General features: G+C 68.3%; 19 protein-coding genes. 3 read left to right on the top strand and 16 right to left on the bottom strand.

The features are described from left to right. Window positions 1–37 precede the first annotated feature (37 nt). Complete coding sequence (locus A7G45_RS11515; protein WP_043401363.1) at window positions 38–568, top strand: FAS1-like dehydratase domain-containing protein; 531 nt, start codon at window positions 38–40, stop codon at window positions 566–568. 16 nt (window positions 569–584) lie between these two features. Here A7G45_RS11515 and A7G45_RS11510 read toward each other — a convergent pair whose 3' ends face one another. The 8 genes from A7G45_RS11510 to A7G45_RS11475 all read right to left on the bottom strand — a co-directional run bounded on the left by A7G45_RS11510 (window position 585) and on the right by A7G45_RS11475 (window position 7,418). Beyond that, window positions 585–1,643, bottom strand: a complete 1,059-nt coding sequence (locus A7G45_RS11510) for a lysophospholipid acyltransferase family protein (RefSeq protein ID WP_260936983.1) — start codon at window positions 1,641–1,643, stop codon at window positions 585–587. Between the two features lie 33 nt (window positions 1,644–1,676). Continuing rightward, the gene (locus tag A7G45_RS11505; protein ID WP_260936981.1) at window positions 1,677–2,795 is read right to left on the bottom strand and encodes an SDR family oxidoreductase; all 1,119 of its coding nucleotides are present in this window, start codon (window positions 2,793–2,795) and stop codon (window positions 1,677–1,679) included. Window positions 2,796–2,843: 48 nt separating this feature from the next. After that, a complete protein-coding gene (locus tag A7G45_RS11500; RefSeq protein ID WP_003402602.1) occupies window positions 2,844–2,945 on the bottom strand; it encodes a 30S ribosomal protein bS22 in 102 nt (33 codons plus the stop codon). 227 nt (window positions 2,946–3,172) lie between these two features. Further along, the gene (locus tag A7G45_RS11495) at window positions 3,173–3,397 is read right to left on the bottom strand and encodes a cell division/environmental response transcriptional regulator (protein ID WP_029105159.1); all 225 of its coding nucleotides are present in this window, start codon (window positions 3,395–3,397) and stop codon (window positions 3,173–3,175) included. Window positions 3,398–3,536: 139 nt separating this feature from the next. Beyond that, window positions 3,537–4,400 (bottom strand): pyrroline-5-carboxylate reductase, encoded by an 864-nt coding sequence (proC, locus tag A7G45_RS11490; protein ID WP_260936972.1) that lies wholly within the window; start codon window positions 4,398–4,400, stop codon window positions 3,537–3,539. Window positions 4,401–4,429: 29 nt separating this feature from the next. Then, window positions 4,430–5,275 (bottom strand): sugar phosphate isomerase/epimerase family protein, encoded by an 846-nt coding sequence (locus A7G45_RS11485; RefSeq protein ID WP_260936969.1) that lies wholly within the window; start codon window positions 5,273–5,275, stop codon window positions 4,430–4,432. Window positions 5,276–5,286: 11 nt separating this feature from the next. Further along, on the bottom strand, window positions 5,287–6,435 hold the full coding sequence (locus A7G45_RS11480; protein ID WP_260936966.1) for an Rv0497 family membrane protein: 1,149 nt from the start codon (window positions 6,433–6,435) through the stop codon (window positions 5,287–5,289). Further along, window positions 6,432–7,418, bottom strand: a complete 987-nt coding sequence (locus tag A7G45_RS11475) for a Ppx/GppA family phosphatase (RefSeq protein ID WP_043402100.1) — start codon at window positions 7,416–7,418, stop codon at window positions 6,432–6,434. Before A7G45_RS11475 ends, A7G45_RS11480 begins: the two co-directional genes overlap by 4 nt. Window positions 7,419–7,467: 49 nt before the next feature. On the opposite strand from A7G45_RS11475, the gene A7G45_RS11470 reads away from it, so the two are divergent. Further along, window positions 7,468–8,295 (top strand): DUF3109 family protein, encoded by an 828-nt coding sequence (locus A7G45_RS11470; protein ID WP_051955305.1) that lies wholly within the window; start codon window positions 7,468–7,470, stop codon window positions 8,293–8,295. 15 nt (window positions 8,296–8,310) lie between these two features. Here the strand turns inward: A7G45_RS11470 and regX are convergent, their stop codons facing one another. The 7 genes from regX to A7G45_RS11435 all read right to left on the bottom strand — a co-directional run bounded on the left by regX (window position 8,311) and on the right by A7G45_RS11435 (window position 16,510). Continuing rightward, the gene (regX, locus tag A7G45_RS11465) at window positions 8,311–8,997 is read right to left on the bottom strand and encodes a two-component sensory transduction protein RegX (protein WP_043401347.1); all 687 of its coding nucleotides are present in this window, start codon (window positions 8,995–8,997) and stop codon (window positions 8,311–8,313) included. Further along, on the bottom strand, window positions 8,994–10,211 hold the full coding sequence (locus tag A7G45_RS11460; RefSeq protein ID WP_260936962.1) for a sensor histidine kinase: 1,218 nt from the start codon (window positions 10,209–10,211) through the stop codon (window positions 8,994–8,996). Before A7G45_RS11460 ends, regX begins: the two co-directional genes overlap by 4 nt. Before the next feature lie 125 nt (window positions 10,212–10,336). Next, the gene (locus tag A7G45_RS11455; protein WP_260936959.1) at window positions 10,337–11,080 is read right to left on the bottom strand and encodes a phosphoglyceromutase; all 744 of its coding nucleotides are present in this window, start codon (window positions 11,078–11,080) and stop codon (window positions 10,337–10,339) included. A gap of 202 nt (window positions 11,081–11,282) precedes the next feature. Then, window positions 11,283–11,789: a type III secretion system chaperone family protein gene (locus A7G45_RS11450; protein WP_260936956.1), complete on the bottom strand. Its 507-nt coding sequence runs from the start codon at window positions 11,787–11,789 to the stop codon at window positions 11,283–11,285. Beyond that, complete coding sequence (gene mshA / locus A7G45_RS11445; RefSeq protein WP_260936954.1) at window positions 11,786–13,072, bottom strand: D-inositol-3-phosphate glycosyltransferase; 1,287 nt, start codon at window positions 13,070–13,072, stop codon at window positions 11,786–11,788. The genes A7G45_RS11450 and mshA overlap by 4 nt, the downstream gene beginning before the upstream one ends. A 34-nt stretch (window positions 13,073–13,106) precedes the next feature. After that, on the bottom strand, window positions 13,107–15,056 hold the full coding sequence (locus A7G45_RS11440; RefSeq protein WP_260936951.1) for a GMC family oxidoreductase: 1,950 nt from the start codon (window positions 15,054–15,056) through the stop codon (window positions 13,107–13,109). Between the two features lie 38 nt (window positions 15,057–15,094). Continuing rightward, window positions 15,095–16,510, bottom strand: a complete 1,416-nt coding sequence (locus A7G45_RS11435) for an aldehyde dehydrogenase family protein (RefSeq protein WP_260936948.1) — start codon at window positions 16,508–16,510, stop codon at window positions 15,095–15,097. A gap of 132 nt (window positions 16,511–16,642) precedes the next feature. On the opposite strand from A7G45_RS11435, the gene A7G45_RS11430 reads away from it, so the two are divergent. Further along, window positions 16,643–17,866, top strand: a complete 1,224-nt coding sequence (locus tag A7G45_RS11430) for a PucR family transcriptional regulator (protein ID WP_260936946.1) — start codon at window positions 16,643–16,645, stop codon at window positions 17,864–17,866. Here the strand turns inward: A7G45_RS11430 and A7G45_RS11425 are convergent. Continuing rightward, window positions 17,863–19,137 (bottom strand): ROK family transcriptional regulator, encoded by a 1,275-nt coding sequence (locus tag A7G45_RS11425; RefSeq protein ID WP_043984882.1) that lies wholly within the window; start codon window positions 19,135–19,137, stop codon window positions 17,863–17,865. The two genes, A7G45_RS11430 and A7G45_RS11425, sit on opposite strands and share 4 nt — an antisense overlap. Window positions 19,138–19,307: the final 170 nt, after the last annotated feature.

Genomic DNA, 19,307 nt, shown 5'->3' with positions numbered 1-19,307 from the left:
CCGGTCAGAGGCGCGGACGCTGATAGGCTCACCCGCCATGGGCATCGCGGACAACATCATCGGCACCCACTACCGGTACCCCGATTACTTCGAGGTCGGCCGCGAGAAGGTCAAGGAATTCGCACTGGCGGTGCAGGACGATCACCCCGCCCATTTCACTGACGAAGCCGCAGCTGAGTGCGGTTCGGACACCCTGATCGCGTCGCTGACGTTCATCGCGGTGGCGGGCCGACGCGTGCAGCTCGAGATCTTCAACCAGTTCGACGTGCCGATCAATCTGGAACGCGTGCTGCACCGCGATCAGAAGCTGATCTTCCACCGCCCGATCAAGGTCGGCGACCGGCTGTGGTTCGACTCGTACCTGGATTCGGTCATCGAGTCGCATGGCACCGTGATCAGCGAAGTCCGCGCCGAGGTCACCGACGACGACGGCCAGCCGGTGATGACCAGCGTCGTCACCATGCTCGGCGAGGCGCAGCACGACGGCGAGACTGATGAGATCAGCGCGCAGATCGCTGCCGCCCGCGACGCCGCCATCGCGAAAATGGTTGCGGCACAAAAGGGTTAGTGCACCCTCGCGGTAACTACAGGAACGTGCCGCGGCGATTCGCCAGCAGCTGGTACAGCGTCTGCTGAATGGTGGCGCGCACCTGGTCGGTCAGCTCGAAGGTGACCATCGGGTCGTCGGCCGCGCCATCCTCGTAATCGGCCGTCGAGATGGGCTCACCGAACTGGATGTACCACTTCGACGGCAACGGCAGCAGTCCGAGCGGGCCGGCGAGCGGGAACAGCGGCGTCAGCGGGAAGTACGGCAACCCGAGCAGCCGGGCGAGCAGCTTCACGTCGCCGATCTTCGGGTAAATCTCCTCGGAGCCGACGATCGAGCACGGCACGATGGGCGCGCCGGTGCGCAGCGCCGCCGAGACGAAGCCACCACGGCCGAACCGCTGCAGCTTGTACCGGTCCTTGAACGGCTTGCCCAGGCCCTTGTACCCCTCGGGGAACACGGCGGTCAGTTCGCCGGCCTCGAGCAGCCGGTGCGCGTCGGCGGTGCAGGCCATGGTGTGCCCGGCCTTGCGCGCGGCCTGTCCCACCATCGGCAGGTCGAAGACGAGGTCGGCGGCCAGCAACCTCAAGTCGCGGTGTTTCGGGTGCTTGTCGTGCACGGCGACGGACGTCATCAGCCCGTCGAACGGCAACACCCCGGCGTGGTTTGCCACGACCAGCGCGGCGCCGTCATCCGGAAGGTTCTCGATACCGGACACCTCGACGCGGAACCACGAGTTGAAAAGCGTTCGCAGCAAAGGAAGAAACACCGCGTTGTTGAGATGCGGGTCGAATCCGAATTCGTCGACACGGTAATCACCGGTCATGCGCTTGCGAATGAAATCCGAAGCGGCGCCGATACGTTGGGCCAGTTCGTTGGGTTCGTCGGCGGCCGGGGCGCCGGACGCAGCAAACCGGTGCTGGTCGATCTCGCGGACCACGGCGGCGATCTGCTCGGCAGATGCGCGGGTCCCCGGGTCGGTCAACAGCGAAGGATGTCGCAGCGTCGCATCGCGTTTCGACGCCCGCCGCTGCGCAGCAGCGCGTGTCGAATTCGAATGTAGCGGAATGACTTTGGCTTTAGATTCGCCCGCCACGTCAATATCTCCCACCATCAAAAACTTGCGAAATCAGCGTCCCCACCGCTGCGCTGCGGCCACTGCACGACGCTCCACTGAGCGTACCCATCCTGGGTCGATAATGGGCGTCAGCGCGCGGCCTGAAACGTAATCGTCAAAAGCCTCCATGGTCGTCCACTTTGGGGTATAGCCGAGTTCCCTCGTCATCCGTGTGGTGTCCATGACCCGGCCGTAGCGCATGTAGTCGGACTGTTCGCGGTCCAATTCGACGCCCGCGGTCGCCCGGCGCCAGGCGTCCAGCACCCACATCGTGGGGCCGGCGAGCGGCAACCCGATGCGGCCGGACCGGCGAATGGCCTGGCTCATCAGGATGACGCCCGACGCCCCGATGTTGAAGGTGCCGGCGCGTCCCACCAGGGTGGCACGTTCCAGCGCCCCGAGGGCGTCCTGCTCGTGCAGCAGTTGCAACCGGGCGTCGTGCCCGAAGGCGGTCGGCACCAACGGGCCCGCGAGGTACCGCGAGAGCGCGGTGTCCATGGCCGGGCCGATCATGTTGGCCAGCCGCAGGATGGTGACCGCGATGTCGGGTCGCCGCCGCGCGAGACCGCGTGCGTAGCCCTCGATGTCGATGCTGTCGCGGGCGAAGCCCTCCCCCGGTGGCCGGCGGGCGCTGCTGTCCTCGGTGAACATCACCGGATCACGCGGACTGGCCCCGTAGATCTCCGATGTCGACTTCAGGATCACCCGACGGACCGACGGTGCCTTCTGACAGGCCGCGAACAGCTGCATGGCGCCCATCACGTTGAGCTCTTTGAGCGCAGCGCGACCGGATTGCGGCACGTAGGACGCCGCCGCCGCGTGGACGACGGTGTCGACGTTGCCGTTCCGGATCACCTTGGCGATGAAGGGATTGCGGATGTCCGCGCGGACGAACTCCGCGCGGCCCATCCGCCGCAACATGTCCTTGCTCGGCGTGATCGCGTCGACCGCGATCACGTGCTCGATGAGCTGGTTCTGAGCGAGTCTGGCTGTCAGATATCCGCCCAGGAACCGGCACGCACCCGTGACCAGCACCACCTTGGGGTGGTGCAGGGTCTCGGGGATGTCCGGGCCGGAATCGCTTCCGCCCGGCGCGGTGGGCCGGCTTCCAGGGCGTCCGTCGGCATCCATTTGGTCAGCCTAGTGGGCGTCGATGGATGGCACAGGTCGGCGTCGCGGTTACTTACCGAGTTTTCTGCGCTGAACCCGGGTGCGACGAAGCAGCTTGCGGTGCTTCTTCTTCGACATGCGCTTGCGCCGCTTCTTGATGACTGAACCCATAGACTTTGAAGTCTCCGCTACTAGACGTCGATCCGTGAAGATCGGTGTGAAACCAACCCCGCCACTTTACCCGGCGGGGTTTCCGGTCACGAAAACGCCTGCTGGATACGCCCGCTCATCAGCGATTTCGGAGTGCCCGGTAGCGCTGACCGATACCAATCACACCGAAGACGCGGATTCGGTGCTGCGCACCCAAGGTGCGCAGCACTCAGCCGGGCGCGCGGTGACTAACCCGCGTCGTGGTACGAGGACTCGAGGAGGTCGTGCACCGCCTTGGCGTGCACCCGAAATGATCGGCCGACACGCACCGCGGGCAACTCCCCGTTGTGCACCAGCCGGTATACCGTCATCTTGCTTACCCGCATCAGACTCGCAACCTCGGCAACAGTCAGGAACTGCGTTCGTGGCTGATCGCCACCGTCACGCGCCGATGGCCCGTTCATAGACGTCATCGCAACCCAATCAATCAGGCACGGCCAGCTCCAGCGGCTTCCCCTCCGCTGGCACCAACGCGTGCTTACGAGAAGGAGAATAGCGTGGCCAATGTGGTTATTGCGACGGGTGTGGGGTAATCAATCTGAAATCTTAGAACTACTCAGATGTAATTCTTAGCTGCTCAGACCGTGTTTTTGCGGCTTCGACCGCACTTGCGACCGCGGAGCGCAGCCCGCCCCGTTCGAGTTCCCGCAGCCCAGCGGCGGTAGTGCCCCCCGGAGAGGTCACAGAGGCCCGCAATTCGGCGGCGCTGGTATCCAGCGGACCGACCGTAGAACCGGTTCCCGAATCAGTCATCCGATTGAGCAGCATGGCCGCCGAACCGGCCATCGTCTGGACTGCCAACTCGGTCGCCACGGCCCGCGGCAGGCCCGCCGCGACGCCCGCGTCCACCACGGCCTCGACCATCAGGAAGAAGTACGCGGGGCCCGAACCGGACACCGCGGTCACCGCGTCCATCTGCTTCTCCGGCACCGTCAGCACCGCACCGACGGCCGAGAAGATCTCCGATACCTCGGCGAGTTGGGCCTCGTTCGCGAACCGGCCCCGCGACAGCGCGGTAATGCCCGCGCCCACCAGCATCGGCGTATTCGGCATCGCCCGCACCACCGGCGCACCGGCCGGCAGCTTGGCCTCGTAGAAGGACGTCGGGACGCCCGCGGCCACCGACACCACGACCTGCTCGACGCTGCTGCTGTCGGCGTCGGAGGCCAGTTCGGCCAGCACCTCGACGACGCCCTCGACGGCGTCGGGTTTGACGGCCACGATCACGTAGGCCGCGTTCTCGGCGGCGTCGGCGACATCGGTGACCCGGACGGAGTACTTCTCGGCGAGCTGCGCGGCACGCGCCGGATATGCCTCGGCTACGACCAGATCTTTGACCTGCCGGCCTGCCTGCAACAGCCCCGCCAGCAGGGCCTCTCCGATATTTCCGCCACCGATGATCGCAATTCTCGCCACGGGAGACAGCATGCCAGGACGGCGCGGGGTCAGCGCAGCAGGTGCCGACGGGCGAATTCGAGCGACTCGACGAGCAGCGCCTCGCGCTCGGCGTTGTTGCGCGCCGCCGACGTGGTGACCTCCAGGATCACGTGCCCGGAGAATTCACTGGCGGCGAGCATCTGACAGACCTGTACGGTCGGCTGGCTGCCGCGCCCCGGCACCAGGTGTTCGTCGGTGGACGCGCCGTTGCCGTCGCACAGATGCAGGTGCACCAGCCCCTTGCCCATCCGGCGGGCCATGTCGATGGCGTCGGTTCCGGCCGTCGCCGAATGCGACAGGTCCAGGGTGTAGTGCGCGTGATTGCCGTCCAGCGGGTCGTAGGACGGCGCGAACGCCGAGATCCCAGGTCCCGGGGCCCCGCCACGCTTGCGCATCCGCTCGATGGACGGCTGGCCGGTGCCGAAGAACCGGTCCGTGCGGAACGGGAACATGTTCTCGACCGCGACCAGCACGTCGCTGGACGCCTCCAGCTCGAGCACCTGATCCGAGAAACCCTCGGCGTAGCGGCGCTGCCACCGGAACGGCGGGTGCACGACGACCGTCTGCGCACCCAGCTGCTCAGCGGCCCGCACGCTGCGTTCCAGCTTCGGGATGGGGTTGGAGCCCCACACCCGCTGCGAGATCAGCAGACACGGCGCGTGCACGCTGAGCACCGGCACGCCCCAGCGCTCCGACATCCGCTCGATGGCGTCGATGTCCTGGCTGACGGGCTCGGCCCACACCATCAGCTCGACACCGTCGTAACCCAGGCGTGCGGCGTACTCGAAGGCAGCCTCGGTCCGCAGTGGATAGACCGAGGCGGTGGACAGACCTACCTTGATGGCGGGAGGCACAGGGCTCCGGCTCAGGCCGAGTAGAGCAGTGCCAGGGGCCCGAACGTGACCAGGCCGCCGACCAGGATCGCGATCAGCGTGCTGGCCAGGTCGTGGTCCTTGCGGATCACCCGGATGCCGGCGACCAGGCCGAGGATGACCAGCATCGACAGCATCAGCGCCACGATCTGGTTCCACCGCCACAGCTGATCGAACGCGAAGAACATGCCGGCACCGAACGCGACGGCCAACAGGCTCTGGCCGACCACCCAGGCGCCGCGCTTCAGGCCCGAACCGGACTCTTCGTCCTCGTGGTCGGCTTCGTCGCGGTCGTAGTCGTGGTCGTCGCGTTCCGCTTCGTCATGGAACGCGGCCTCGACGTCGTCGCGGCGGGTGTCCTCGTCGGCGGCGAAGCCACCGAACAGGGCGTCATAGCGCGAACTCCGGCCTTCCCGCGACGTGTCGCGCACGCCGGCGGCGTCGTCAGTGGCGTCGGCAGCCGCGGCGGCGTCGGTGTCGTCGACAACGGGGAGCTTGGCGACGGGCTCCGCGTCCTTGAGCGACAGCAGATCGTCGTCGACGTCCGCGTCGGCGGACACGTCCTCGTCGACCAGGTCGGGGCTCATCTCCTCGGCGCCGCGAACCGGCTTGAACGACCAGCGGAACGCAGGCTTGCGCGACGACGGCGCCACGAACTCCAGCGGATCGGCCTCGGCGTCGCGGCGGCGCAGGTGGTCCTCGTAGTCGTCGGCCGCGGCGTCTGCGGGCGCCGGGTCGACGAGATCGGTGTGCAGCATCGTGTCGTCGACGACGTAGTGGGCGCCGGTGTCGTCGGGCTCCATCTCGTCGGCAGCCGACGGCGTCTCGTCCTCGACGGCGACGTCGTCAGCCGGGGCCTCAGGCTCGACGACGGCTTCGGGTTCGGGTTCGGGCTCGGCTGCAGGCTCCGCGATGGGCTCCGGAACCGTTTCCGCCGGTGCCTGCGCCGGCTCCGCGTGCAGCGTCTCCGGCCGGATGATCGGGATTTCGCCGGTCAACTCGGCGACCGTCACCGCGTCGCTGTTCCCCCGCCGCCGGCGTCGGCGGCCGCCGACGGGCGGCGCACCGATGGTGCCGTTCTTGGCCAGCAGCTCGGCGACCGAGATCGGTCGCGTCGCGGAGAAGTCGTCTGAATCTGTCATCGTGTCTCGCCTTTGGCGGGAGCTAAGCCCGCGAACGTTTCCACCAAGTCGGTTCCATCGGCTTCACTGTCGAGTTTCCGCAGAATCACACCCTCCCGCAATGCCCACGGGCAGATGTCCACCGCGTCGAGCGACAGCGCCCTCATGGTCGCCTCGGCCACCAACGCACCGGCCACGATCTGTGGCGCGCGGTCGGCACTCACCCCTTCCAACTCGGCTCTGTCAGCCGTGGTCATCCTAGAGATGAAAGATATGAGCTGTCTGAGGCCAGCGGCGGTCAACGTGCGCTTCACGCGCGGCCCCGCCCCGGACGGTGCCGCACCGGTGAGCCGGGCCAGCGACCGGAACGTCTTCGAGGTTGCGACAGCCAGCTCCGGGGTGCCCGCAGAGAGCACCTTGGCCGCCGAGGCGGACAGCTCGTTGTCCAGCCAGTCCCGCAGCACGGCCACGCGCCGACGGCCGGGCGGATCCTCCTGCAGCCATTCCCGCGTCAATCGGCCCGCACCCAGCGGCATCGACAGCGCGACGTCGGGTTCTTCGTCGATACCGCCCGACAGTTCCAGCGAACCCCCGCCGATGTCGAGGTTGATGATGCGGCCCGCGCTCCAGCCGTACCAGCGGCGCACCGCCAGGAAGGTGAGCCGGGATTCGTCGACCCCGGACAGGACCTGCAGCTGGACGCCGGTCTCCGCCCGGACCCTGGCCAGCACCGCTTCGGAGTTGGTGGCGTCCCGGACCGCGGATGTGGCGAACGCCATAAACTCCGCACAGCCCGAGCTGGTGGCGATCTTGGCGAACTCGTCGACGGTCGCGACCAGGCTGTCAGCGCCCTTGCGGGTCAATTTGCCGGTGTCGTCAATGGCCTCCGCAAGGCGCAGTGAGGCCTTGGTCGAACTCATCGGTGTCGGGTGCCCGCCGCGGCGCGCGTCGACTACCAACAGATGAACGGTGTTACTGCCCACGTCGAGGACGCCCAATCGCACGGAAACCACGGTAACGGGTCTACGGTTGCGTGCTGTGACCGCATCACAGATCAGTGCCGGTGGCGCTGGTGCGCCCAAGAACGAGGCGCCGCCGAAGCCCGGTTCCCACGAGGTCGGACTGGACTTTGCCCGCGAGTGGGTGGAGTTCTTCGATCCGGACAATTCGGAGCATCTGATCGCCGCGGATATGACATGGCTGCTGTCGAAATGGACCTGTGTCTTCGGGACACCGGCATGCCAGGGCACCGTCGAGGGACGGCCCGATGACGGCTGCTGCAGCCACGGCGCCTTCATGGCCGATGACGACGATGTCGCGCAACTCGAGGAGTCGGTCAAGCTGCTGACCGACGAGGACTGGCAGTTCCGGGACAAGGGCCTGGGCCGCAAGGGCTACCTCGAGATGGACGAGTACGACGACAAGCCCAACCTGCGGACCCGCAAATACAAGGGTGCGTGCATCTTCCTGAACCGCCCGGGTTTCGCCGGCGGCGTCGGCTGCGCACTGCACAGCAAGGCGCTCAAGCTCGGTGTCGAACCGCTGACCATGAAGCCCGAGGTGTGCTGGCAGCTACCGATCCGCCGCACCCAGGACTGGGTGACCCGCCCGGACGGCACCGAAATCCTGCGGACCGTCGTCACCGAATACGACCGGCGCGGCTGGGGCGAGGGCGGCCACGACCTGGTCTGGTACTGCACCGGCGACCCGGCCGCGCACGTCGGAGCCAAGGCCGTGTGGGAGTCCTACGGGCCCGAGCTGACCGAGCTGCTGGGCAAGAAGGTGTACGCCGAGCTGGCGGCCCTGTGCAAGCGCCGGGCCGGGCTGGGGCTCATCGCCGTCCACCCGGCCACCGAGGCAGCGAAGGCCGCCAAGAAGTAACCGCGAGCGCGGGAACTAGCCCTCGAGCTTGTAGCCCAACCCACGCACGGTGACGAGGTGCACCGGGTTGGCCGGGTCCGCCTCGATCTTGGAGCGCAGCCGCTTCACGTGGACGTCCAGGGTCTTGGTGTCACCGACGTAGTCGGCGCCCCACACGCGGTCGATCAACTGGCCACGGGTCAGCACGCGCCCGCTGTTGCGCATCAGGTACTCGAGCAGGTCGAACTCCTTGAGCGGCAGCGTGATGGCGTCGCCGTTGACCGACACGATGTGCCGCTCGACGTCCATCCGGACCGGCCCGGCCTCCAGCACCCCGTCGGCGCCGACGACGTCGTCGGACTCGCCGCCGCGACGCAGCACGGCCCGGATCCGGGCGATGAGCTCACGGGCCGAGTACGGCTTGGTGACGTAGTCGTCGGCGCCCAGTTCCAGGCCGACGACCTTGTCGATCTCGCTGTCCCGGGCGGTCACCATGATGACCGGGACGCCGGAACGTGAGCGCAACTGCTTACACACGTCGGTGCCGCTCATACCGGGCAGCATCAGGTCCAAGAGGACGATGTCGGCTCCGGCCCGGTCGAACTCGGCCAACGCCGACGGACCATCGGTCACGACGGTGGCTTCGAAACCTTCCTTGCGCAACAAGAACGCCAAGGGATCGGCCAGGGACTCCTCGTCCTCCACGATCAGCACACTGGTCATTGGTTCGGTCGCCCTCCTTGTGATGGCATCGAGTGATCATCCCCCTCGTCGACGTCAGCGTCGTCCGAATCGAGATAAGCCGGAATCGACAACGTGAACGTCGATCCCGTTCCCGGCTGACTCCACAGCCGGATGGTTCCGTTGTGGTTGGCCGCCACATGTTTGACGATGGCCAACCCAAGCCCGGTGCCGCCGGTGGCCCGGGACCGCGCCTTGTCGACGCGGAAGAATCGTTCGAAAACCCGTTCCTGGTCGGCTTTTTCGATACCGATACCGCGGTCGGTCACCGCGATCTCGATGTTGTCGCCGTAGCAGCGCCGACTGATCGACACCTGAGAACCCTTGGGCGAGTAGGAAATTGCGTTGGACACCAGGTTCGCCAGCGCGGTCGCCAGCAGGGTCTCACTGCCCAGCACCTGGTAACCGCGGGGCGCGTCGGTGGTGATCGCGATGTCGGCGTTGTCGGCGGCCACCTTGTGCCGGGAAACCACTTCGGCGACAACCGAATCCACGTCCACCGCATCCAGATGAGGCAGCGGCTCGGCGCCCTGCAGCCGGGACAGCTCGATCAGTTCACCGACCATGTTGGCCAGCCGGGTGGATTCGGTGACGATCTTCTCGGCGAAGCGGTTGACCATCTCCTGATCCTCGGAGGACGCCAGCAGCGCCTCCGCCAGCAGCCCCATGGCGCCGACCGGGGTCTTGAGCTCGTGGCTGACGTTGGCGACGAAGTCGCGGCGACTGGCCTCCATGCGGGCCTGTTCGGACTGGTCGTTGACGTAGACCACCGCGAAGCGGCCGTCCTCTTCGGTCAGCTGACGGGCCAGGCCACGCACGGCCACCCGGGACCGGCCCGGGTTCGCCCGTTTGGCCGGCGACAGGTCGAACTCGACGTCTTCCCCGGTGGCCAGGGTCCGCTGCGCGGCCTCCCAGGCCCGGTCGTCCAGCAGCCGGTCGCTCACCAGACCGAGATCTTTGGCCAGGGCGTTGGTGTAGACGACGTCGCGGTAGGTGTCGACGACCGCCATCCCCAGCGGGGACATGGACACGATGTGGGCGAACATCTCCGACACCGTGAGGCCGGACTGCTCCGCGGTGCGACGTTCGCGGCGGTCGTTCAGCCGCGGCACCCACCGCATGCCGATCGCGATGCCCAGGGCCAACGCGAGCAGCGCCGTGGCGGCCACCAGAGGCAGCGCGGACGACAAGCTCACGCAGAAATCGTACGCATCAGGTGAACGTCATCCCAGCAGCGAGCGGCCAGAACGGTGCAAGTCACATGAACAAATCCAGGTGTTCGACCAGCGTTCACCGGAGTTCACCGACTGTTCTGATGCGATCAGTTCTTTTTCGCACCCTGCGCGGCGACCGCGGCGGCGCCGGCCGCAGCTGCCTCGGGGTCGAGGTACTCGCCACCGGGCACCGTCGGCTTCAGATTCTCGTCCAGCTCGTACTTCAGCGGGATGCCCGTCGGGATGTTCAGGCCCGTGATCTCGTCGTCGGACATGCCGTCCAGGTACTTCACCAGGGCGCGCAGCGAGTTGCCGTGCGCGACGATCAGCACGGTCTTGCCGGCCTCGAGGTCGGGCACGATGGTCTGCTCGAAGTAGGGCACGAACCGCTTGACCACGTCGGCGAGGCATTCGGTGAGCGGCGCGTCGATGCCGGCGTACCGCGGGTCGCCGTCCTGGCTATAGGTGCTGCCCTTTTCGATCGGGGGCGGCGGAGTGTCGTAGCTGCGGCGCCACGACATGAACTGGTCCTGGCCGTACTTGGCCAGGGTCTCGGCCTTGTCGAGGCCCTGCAGCGCGCCGTAGTGCCGCTCGTTGAGGCGCCAGTCGCGCTCCACGGGAATCCAGTGCCGGTCGGCGGCGTCCAGCGCCAGGTTGGCGGTGGTGATCGCGCGGCGCAGCAGCGACGTGTACAGCACGTCGGGCAGCACACCCTGTTCGACCAGCAGCTTGCCGCCGCGAACGGCTTCGGCCCGGCCCTTGTCAGTGAGATCGACGTCGACCCAACCGGTGAACAGGTTCTTCTCGTTCCACTGGCTCTCGCCGTGGCGCAGCAGGATCAAGGTCGGCATCGGCTGATCTTCTCACGTGCGGGTTTGTGGCCTTCGCCGCACCCGGGAGCTGTGACTGCGACGTCCCGCGCAGGCCTGTCGCCCACATGTTTCGCCCGGCGCCGTCAACTTTCCTTGACCGTCAAGGAAAGCTGACGGCTGCAGTTCGGACATGTCCCCAGCAGCCCGACACGCCCGGCAACGACACGCCGGTACCGTCCGCCTACTCAGGCCGCAGGTGCTCGAACGCCTGCAGATTCTTCAGCGACTCCCCGCGGGCCAGCCGCCACTTCCACTCTTTCTCGATCGACGAGCGGAAGCCCAGCTCCAGCAGGGTGTTGAAGTCGAAGTCGACGGCCTCGATCACCTGGCCGAGCAGCCGGTCGATCTCGTCGGCGGTCACCGAGTGCAGCGACATGCGCCCCACCAGGTAGATGTCGCCGATGTTGTCGAGGGTGTATGCCATGCCGTAGAGCCGCCGGTTGCGGCGCAGCAGGTACTTGTAGACGCCCTCGAAGTTCTCGTCGGGCTTGCGGCAGACGAAGGCCTCCAGGCGCACGCCGTGGTCGCCGACGCTCAGCAGCGTGTTGGTGGTCAGCCTGCGCTCGCCGGGCAGCGCCACGACGATCCCGGGCCGCCCGCCCACTCCCCCGTCGTGGTGGGAGAAGTCGAGTTCGTGCGCCCGCAGGGTGGCTTCGATCAACTCAGTGACGGCCGTCGAGGTCGTCACGCGCGTACGCCCCGACGGATCATGAACCGGCGGCTGCGGCGTGCCGCGGCGTCGCGTCGAGGCCGACGGCCGCGATAGTCGGCGATGGCCCGCGTGTAGCCGGCCAGCAGCGCGTCGACGGTGTGTGCCCACGAGAATGTCGCGGCGTGCTGCAGCGCGCCCTCGCGCAGGGTCTCCGGCCCCAGCTCCAGCGTCCGCCCGATGGCGTTGGCCCAGTCGCCGGGGTCGTGGCCTTCGACCAGGACACCGCTCACGCCGTCGCGCACCGCGACGGGCAGCCCGCCCACCGCGGCGGCCACCACGGGCGTCCCGCAGGCCTGCGCTTCGACCGCGACGAGACCAAAAGATTCCGAATAGCTCGGCACCGCAACCAGATCCGCGGCGCGGTAGACATTGACGAGCTGCTCGCGGGACTGCGGCGGCAGGAACGTCACCCGGTCGGTGATGCCCAGTTCGTCGGCCAGGGAAACCAGCCCGTCGGGTACGGCCAGGCCACTGCCCGACGGACCGCCCGCGACGACGACGCGCACGTCGGGCAGCTTGGCGGCCGCGCGCAACAGCACGTCGGGGGCCTTCAGCGGCTGGATGCGGCCGATGAACGCGACCACTTGCTCGTCAAGCGAAAGGCCCAGTGCCGCACGGGCTTCGGCCTTGTCTCCGGGCGTGAAGGTCGCCAGGTCGACGCCGGGGTATGCCACGTCGATGCGGGACGGGTCCGCGTGGTGCAGCGAAACCAATTGCCGCGCTTCGTCTTCGGTGTTGACGATCAGCCGGTCGGCGGCGTCGACGACCTGCTGCTCGCCGACTGCGCGCAGCGCCGGCTCCGGGGTGTCGCCTTCGGCCAGCGCCAGGTTCTTCACCGCGGCCAGCGTGTGGGAGGTGTGCACCAACGGCACGGCCCACCGGTCCGACGCCAGCCAGCCCACCTGTCCGGAGAGCCAGTAGTGCGAATGCACGATGTCGTAGTACCCCGGCTCGTGGTTGGCCTCGACGCGCAGGACGCCCGCGGTGAACGCGCACAGCTGCGTCGGCAGGTCGTACTTGTCCAGGCCCTCGAACGGCCCGGCGACCACGTTGCGCACCAGCACGCCGGGCGCCACGCGCACCACCGGGGCGTCGGTCGACGACGTGGCCCGGGTGAAGATCTCCACCTCGACGCCGCGGCGGGCCAACTCGAGGGCACTCTGCAGGACGTAGACGTTCATACCGCCCGCATCGCCGGTACCCGGTTGGGCCAGCGGCGAGGTATGGACCGACAGGACGGCGACACGCACGCCCTCCATCCTTACACCGTCGCGCCGCTGGTTGCCCACCCGGTCAAGCGAGCATGTTGGTGGCGGTCCGGCGGGCTACGGCCATGACGGTGATCATCGGGTTCACGCCCGAACAGGTGGGCATGCCGCTCGCGTCGGCGATCCACACGCCGGGAGTGTCGTGCAGTTCCCCGGACGGCTTGGCGACAGACGTCTGCGGGTCAGCACCCATCCGCGCGCTGCTCATCTGGTGTGCGCTGAACACCGGGGTGCCGCCGGGCCCGATCGGCAGCTGGTTGACCCGCTCGATGAAGGCCTCCAGATCCTCGCCCCGCTGCCACGGCGCGAACGGCTGACCCGCGGCGTAAATCTGCCCCGCGCCCGCGGCCGCGTGCATCCGGATCGACGTCTCGATGCCCTCCCGGAAATGGCGGCGGTCGAGGTCATCGGTGAACGGATACCAGTGCACCCCTTCACCATTGGCGTCGATGGTGACGCTGCCTTCGCCGCGGTCCTTGACCAGGACCACCCAGTCGGCGCGGTTCTGGTACTGCCGGGCGAGTTCCTTGTGCTGCGCCCCGGACAGCCACGGCACGGTGGTGGTGAACAGCCCGGGCAGGTGCTGCACACATTCGATGAGGTAGCCGTGATCGTCGCGGGCTTCGGCGAATTCGTTCATCACCCCGGCCATCGCGGGGCCGAACCAGGGCTCTTGACGGTCGTCGTAGATGCCGCTGACCAGGGTCGCCGGGTGCAGCCGCAGGCCGGTGCCGACGGCCGGGCCGCCGATGCCCGAGCGCAGCAGCAGCGCCGGGGTTTCCAGGCTGCCCGCGGCGGCCACGACCTGCGGAGCGTTGATGGTGACGCGGTAGGCCTGGCCCGTGGCCGGGTCGGTGTAGGTCGCCTCGACGCCCGCAGCCACCCCGTCGCGGGTGACGATCCGGTCCGCCCGGGTGCCCGGCAGCAACTGCGCGCCGGCATCGGAGGCGTCCTGCAGGAAGGTCTTCATGGTGCCCTGCTTGGCGCCCGTCTGATCACCCATCCCGCTGTAGCCGATCAGCGCCGGGTCGAAGCGTTCCGGGTCGATGTTGAGCTGGGCCACGCCGTACGAATAGTCCAGTGCCGCAGCGCCTTCCGACAACCGGTGATGTGGCCCGTTCTGGACGGCGACCTTGTCGCAGCAGCCGATGCGCTCGAACACCGCCGCCAGATGTTCGTCGAACTCCGGGCCCGCCACATCGGTCAGCCCGAACTCGGTGGCCCAGGTGTTGCGCACGGTGGCCGGGGTCAGCAGCGAGTTGGACCAGTTGACGGTGCTGCCGCCACCGACCGTCGACCCCGCGGCGATGCTGACCATGCCGTCGGCACTCGGGAAGAAGCCGCCCCGCAGGAACAGGTTGTGATAGGCCACGGGTTCGAGCTGCACGAAGTCCGATTCGTTGCGGTAACCGCCGGCCTCCAGCACGATCACGCGCTTGCCGGCTGCCGCCAGGACCGCCGCCGCGACGCCACCGCCCGAACCGGACCCGACGATGACGACGTCCGCGTCGAGCGTGGTCTCCGCCGACGGGGTGAGCACCGACAGCGTCTTCGGGGTCTGCGGCGGCTGCTGCGCCGGGCCGGGGTACCCCATGCCCGCCCACAGCGGGTTTCCGTCGGCGCCGCCGGGCAGGCTGTAGGAGAACAGCACCGACAGCGTGTACAGCGCCGTCATGGCGGCTTTGGCCTCCGGCGAGATGCGCGACAGATTGCCGACGATCACCTCGCGAACGTTCAGCGGCTGGTTGTTCACGCCGACCAGTTCGGCGGTGTCCAGCAGCTGCTGCAGCCCGGCGAACTGTTCGGCGGGCAGCTTGCCGATCAGGTACTGCTCCAGCACCGCGTCGGTGCCCAGGTCGCTGCCTTTGGCGGCGAAGAATCCGGTGGGGTCGTCGTCGTGGGGCACCGAAGCGACGTAGGTGTCGACGATGGTGGTGAGGGTGGTGCGCTGCTTGGCGGTGAAGACGTTGGCCATGAGAGGTTCTTTCGGAAGTAGTTGGGGGTCAGGGAGTTTCAGGGCAGCTGCAGGGACTTGGTCTCGAGGAACTCCTCGAGACCCCACCTGCCGAATTCGCGCCCGTTGCCCGACTGGCCGTAGCCGCCGAATGGGGCGTGGATGTTGAAGGTGCCGTCGTTGACCTGCACCTGGCCGGACCGGATGCGCCGGGCCACCGCGATCGCGCGCTCCTGGTCACCGGAGTACACCGCGGCGTTGAGCCCGTAGATGCTGTCGTTCGCGAGGCGGATGGCTTCGTCTTCGTCGTCGTAGGCCTGGATGACGAGCACCGGCCCGAAAATCTCCTCGCGGACGATGGCCATGTCCGGCGCGCAGTCCGAGAACACCGTCGGCCGGACGTAGAAACCGCGGTCCAGGCCGTCGGGCGGGGTCGGGCCGCCCGCCACCAGCCGCGCACCCTCGGCGATGCCCTGCTCGATGTAGCCGACGACCCGGTCGCGCTGCACCGCGGACACCAGCGGGCCCAGTTCGGTGGCCGGGTCGAAGGGATCACCCACCCGCAGGGCCTCGGTGCCGGCACGCGCAATCGCCTCTACCTCGGCGAGTTTGGCGCGCGGGACGATCATGCGGGTCAGCGCGATACAGGTCTGGCCGGAGTTGAGGAAGCACTTGCGCAGGCCGTCGCTCACGGCCTCGATCAGGTCGGCGTCGTCGAGCACGACCAGCGGCGACTTGCCGCCGAGTTCCAGCCCGACCCGCTTGATGGTCTGCGCGGCCACCGCGCCGATCCGGCGCCCGGCGACCGTCGACCCCGTCAGCGACACCATGTCCACCTGCTCGTGCGCGACGAGCGTCTCGCCGACACCCGGGCCGGTCCCGGTGACCAGATTGAAGACGCCGGGCGGCAGACCGATCGCGTCGAAGACCTCGGCCAGCAGGTAGGCGTTGAGCGGCGCGACCTCGCTGGGCTTGAGCACGACGGTGCAGCCCGCGGCCAGCGCCGGCGCGACCTTGGCCGAAATCTGGTGCAGCGGGTAGTTCCACGGCGTGATCGCGACGACGACACCGATGGGCTCGCGGACGACCAGCGAGTTGTGGACCTGCTCCTCGAACGGGAAGCTCAGCGCCAGATCGGCGATCGACACGAACGACTGCACCGGCAGGCCCGCCTGGATCACGTTGCTGTACGCGAACGGCATGCCGACCTCTTGGCTGATCAGCGTGGCGAGCTCGGTCTGGCGGCGCTGCAGCTCCTCGGCGGCGAGCTTGAGGTAGCCGGCGCGCTCGGCCACCGACGTCGCCGCCCAGCCCGGAAACGCGGCGCGTGCCGCGGCCACCGCCGCATTGGCGTCGTCGGCGTCGCCCAACGGGATGGTCGCGATGACGTCCTCGGTGGCGGCGTTGACGACGTCGAATCGCTCGGTGCCGTGCGACGGCTGCCAGCGGCCGTCGATGTAGTGGGCGTCGTTCATCGGGTGCTCCTGTCGGGAATTGTCACTGCGACCTATGCCATTCCCAGGGTGCGATGTGACGACCGCCATATTCTTGGTCCGGCAGGACAACGAATCGCGCGGCATTGTTCGCGCGGACAAAGGGAGCGATCGATGTCGACCGAGGCGGCCGTGGCGGAATGGCTGGCGCAGCTGTCCCTGGAGGCGGAAAGTCGGCAGGCCCTCGACCGGCTGGTCACCGTGGTCGACGACGAGATCACCGAGGCGTTGCCGATGTTCACCGACCCGACGCTGCGCAGCGAGCTCGATGCGAGCACCCGCTCGAACTGGAAGGGCTTCCTCGCCGGCGCGACGCACCCGACCGTCGAGATACGGCCGGCCCCCGAGATCTACAACCTGGCGCGCACGCTCGCCCGCCGCGGCTTCGAACTACCGATCCTGCTGGCGGTCTACCGCATCGGCCAGCGGTCGGCGTGGCAGTTCATCACCGAAACCCGGGTCACCGACATCAGCGACCCGGAGTTGCGCGCCGCGGTGCTGATGCAACTCTGGCCGCGACTGTCGAGCTGGCTGGACACCATGGTGGAAGCGCTGATCGTCACCTTCGCCGAAGAACGGGACCAGTGGCAGCGCGGCGCCCGCGCTCGTCGCGCCGAAACCGTCCGGACGATCCTCGCCAAGCAGGCCGTCGACACCGACGAGGCCACCACCGCACTGTCGTATCCGCTGCGGCGGCACCACACGGCGTTCGTCGTGTGGGTCGACGACGACGTCGTCGACGCCGATGTGCAACGGCTGCTCGACGCCACTCCCGTCGCCGTCGGCACCGCCCTCGGCGCCGACCGGCCGTTGACGATCAGCAGCGGGGCCCGCACCGTGTGGTGCTGGTCGGCCACGACAGGACCGTCGAAAACCTTGTCCGACAACGACATCGCCGCACTGCCCGAGTTCGTCCACGTGTCGGCCGGCACCTGTCATCCAAGCGTCGATGGATTCCGCCGCAGCCACGCCGAAGCGCTCGCCGCGCAGACCGTCGCACATCGCCGCGGCGCCAAGGCAATCCGCTATGCCGATGTCGAATTAGCCTGTCTGACAGCAGGTATCGCGGGCGAGGACGGCATGTCCACGTTGGTGCGACGCGAACTCGGCACACTCGCCGCCGCCGACGATTCGACGGCACGGCTACGCGACACCCTGCGGCTCTATCTGGCACACGCGAGCGACGCCAGGGCGGTCGGCGAAATCCTGAACCTGCACCCGAACACCGTCCGGTACCGAATCCGGCAGGCCGAACAGCTCCTCGGACACTCCGCCGACCAGCGCCGCGTCTACGTCGAACTGGCGCTGCACATCGTCAGCGCCTTCGGGACGAGTTAGGCGGCGCGCAGAGCACGGCGCATGGCGCCGATCGGGTCGGCGTAGAGCCCACCGAGGGACACCACGCCGGCGCCGGCTTCCTGCACCCGATTACCGAACGTGGTGACCCGAATGTCCCTGACGCCCAACACCGTTCGCTCCGCGAAGGCCTGCTCGACCAGCGGCAGCCCCTCGGGGTACTCGGAGAAGGCCTGACCGCCGACGACGAGGTCGTCGGGGTTGAGCAGGTCGCGCAGCAGCGCCACCGCGGACCCGAGCACGCGGGCCCGCTCGGCCAGCAGCTCGACAGCCGCGGCATTGCCGGACCGCGCCGCACGCAGCACCGCGGCGATGGTCGACGACGGACCGTCCGCCGGCACGATCCGCTGCTTGCGGGCAGCGGCCAGCACGGCCTCGTCGCTGACGGTGGTCTCGAGCCGACCGGTGCCGCCGAGCAGTTCCGACTGCGCCGGCAGTCCCGAGATGGTGCCCGGGCCACTGGCCGGCGAGTGTACCTTGCCGCCGATCGACAGCGCGTAGCCGACGGTCTCGCGGGCGTACACATACAGGCTGGTAGAGGACTCGGACGCGGCCGACGAGCGGCGCGCACCCAGCAGCAGTTCGGCACCGGCCATCGCGTCGACGTGCGACGCCAGCGACACCGGCAGCCCCAGCGTCTGGGCCAGCACCGGACCGACGGGCGCATCCACCCAGCCCAGGCGCGGGTGGTCGACGTGACCGGTGGCGCTGTCCACCACACCACCGGCGGCGACGCCGACCCACAGCGGGCGGCGCCGGTGCCAGCGGCTCAGGTAGCGCTGCGCGCTGCCGGCCAGCGATGCCAGCGCCGCGTTCTGGTCGCCGCGCGGCGTGGGCGTCTCCACCACGTCGAGGGTGCGGCCGAACAGGTCGGTCGCCACGATCGCGGTGGTGCGGGCGCCGACGTGCAGCCCCAGGGTGAGGAACGGTTCGTGGTTCACCTCGACCGGAATGCGCGGTCGGCCGATGGCACCGGCCACGGCCAGGTCGGCCCGCTCACGCAGCATCCCGGCATCCAGCAGGGCCGTGACCTGGCGGTTCACCGTGGCGATGCTCAAACCGGTGGCCTGCGCGATCACGTCCCGGGCGATGGGGCCGCGCAGCCGGGCCGCGCTGAAGACCGAGCCGGCGGCGGCGTCGGCGACCCGCAGCGACGGCGCGACGATGTGGTGCCGGGCCAGCAGCGTGCGCTTGGCGTGGGCGGCGGAACGAACACCGGAGGCGGTGGCAACGGTGGAAACAGAAGCAGGCATTTGAGGGTCCTAGGGAAGAAGTCGGGCTGGTGGGTCCTGAGGCCACACCTGCCGACAGCTAGGACGAAGAGATCCGTGTCGTGAGTCAGGCGCAGCGCGAAGCGCGACAACAACAACACGAACGCCGCACAGCGACGCCGGATGCCTGACTGATGATCACGGAAGGAACT

Origin of the sequence: Mycolicibacterium llatzerense, from assembly GCF_025331195.1 — a bacterium.
GTDB classification, from domain to species: Bacteria; Actinomycetota; Actinomycetes; order Mycobacteriales; family Mycobacteriaceae; genus Mycobacterium; species Mycobacterium llatzerense.
Note: the sequence above shows the minus strand (reverse complement) of the source record. Positions and strands in the feature narration are given on the sequence as shown.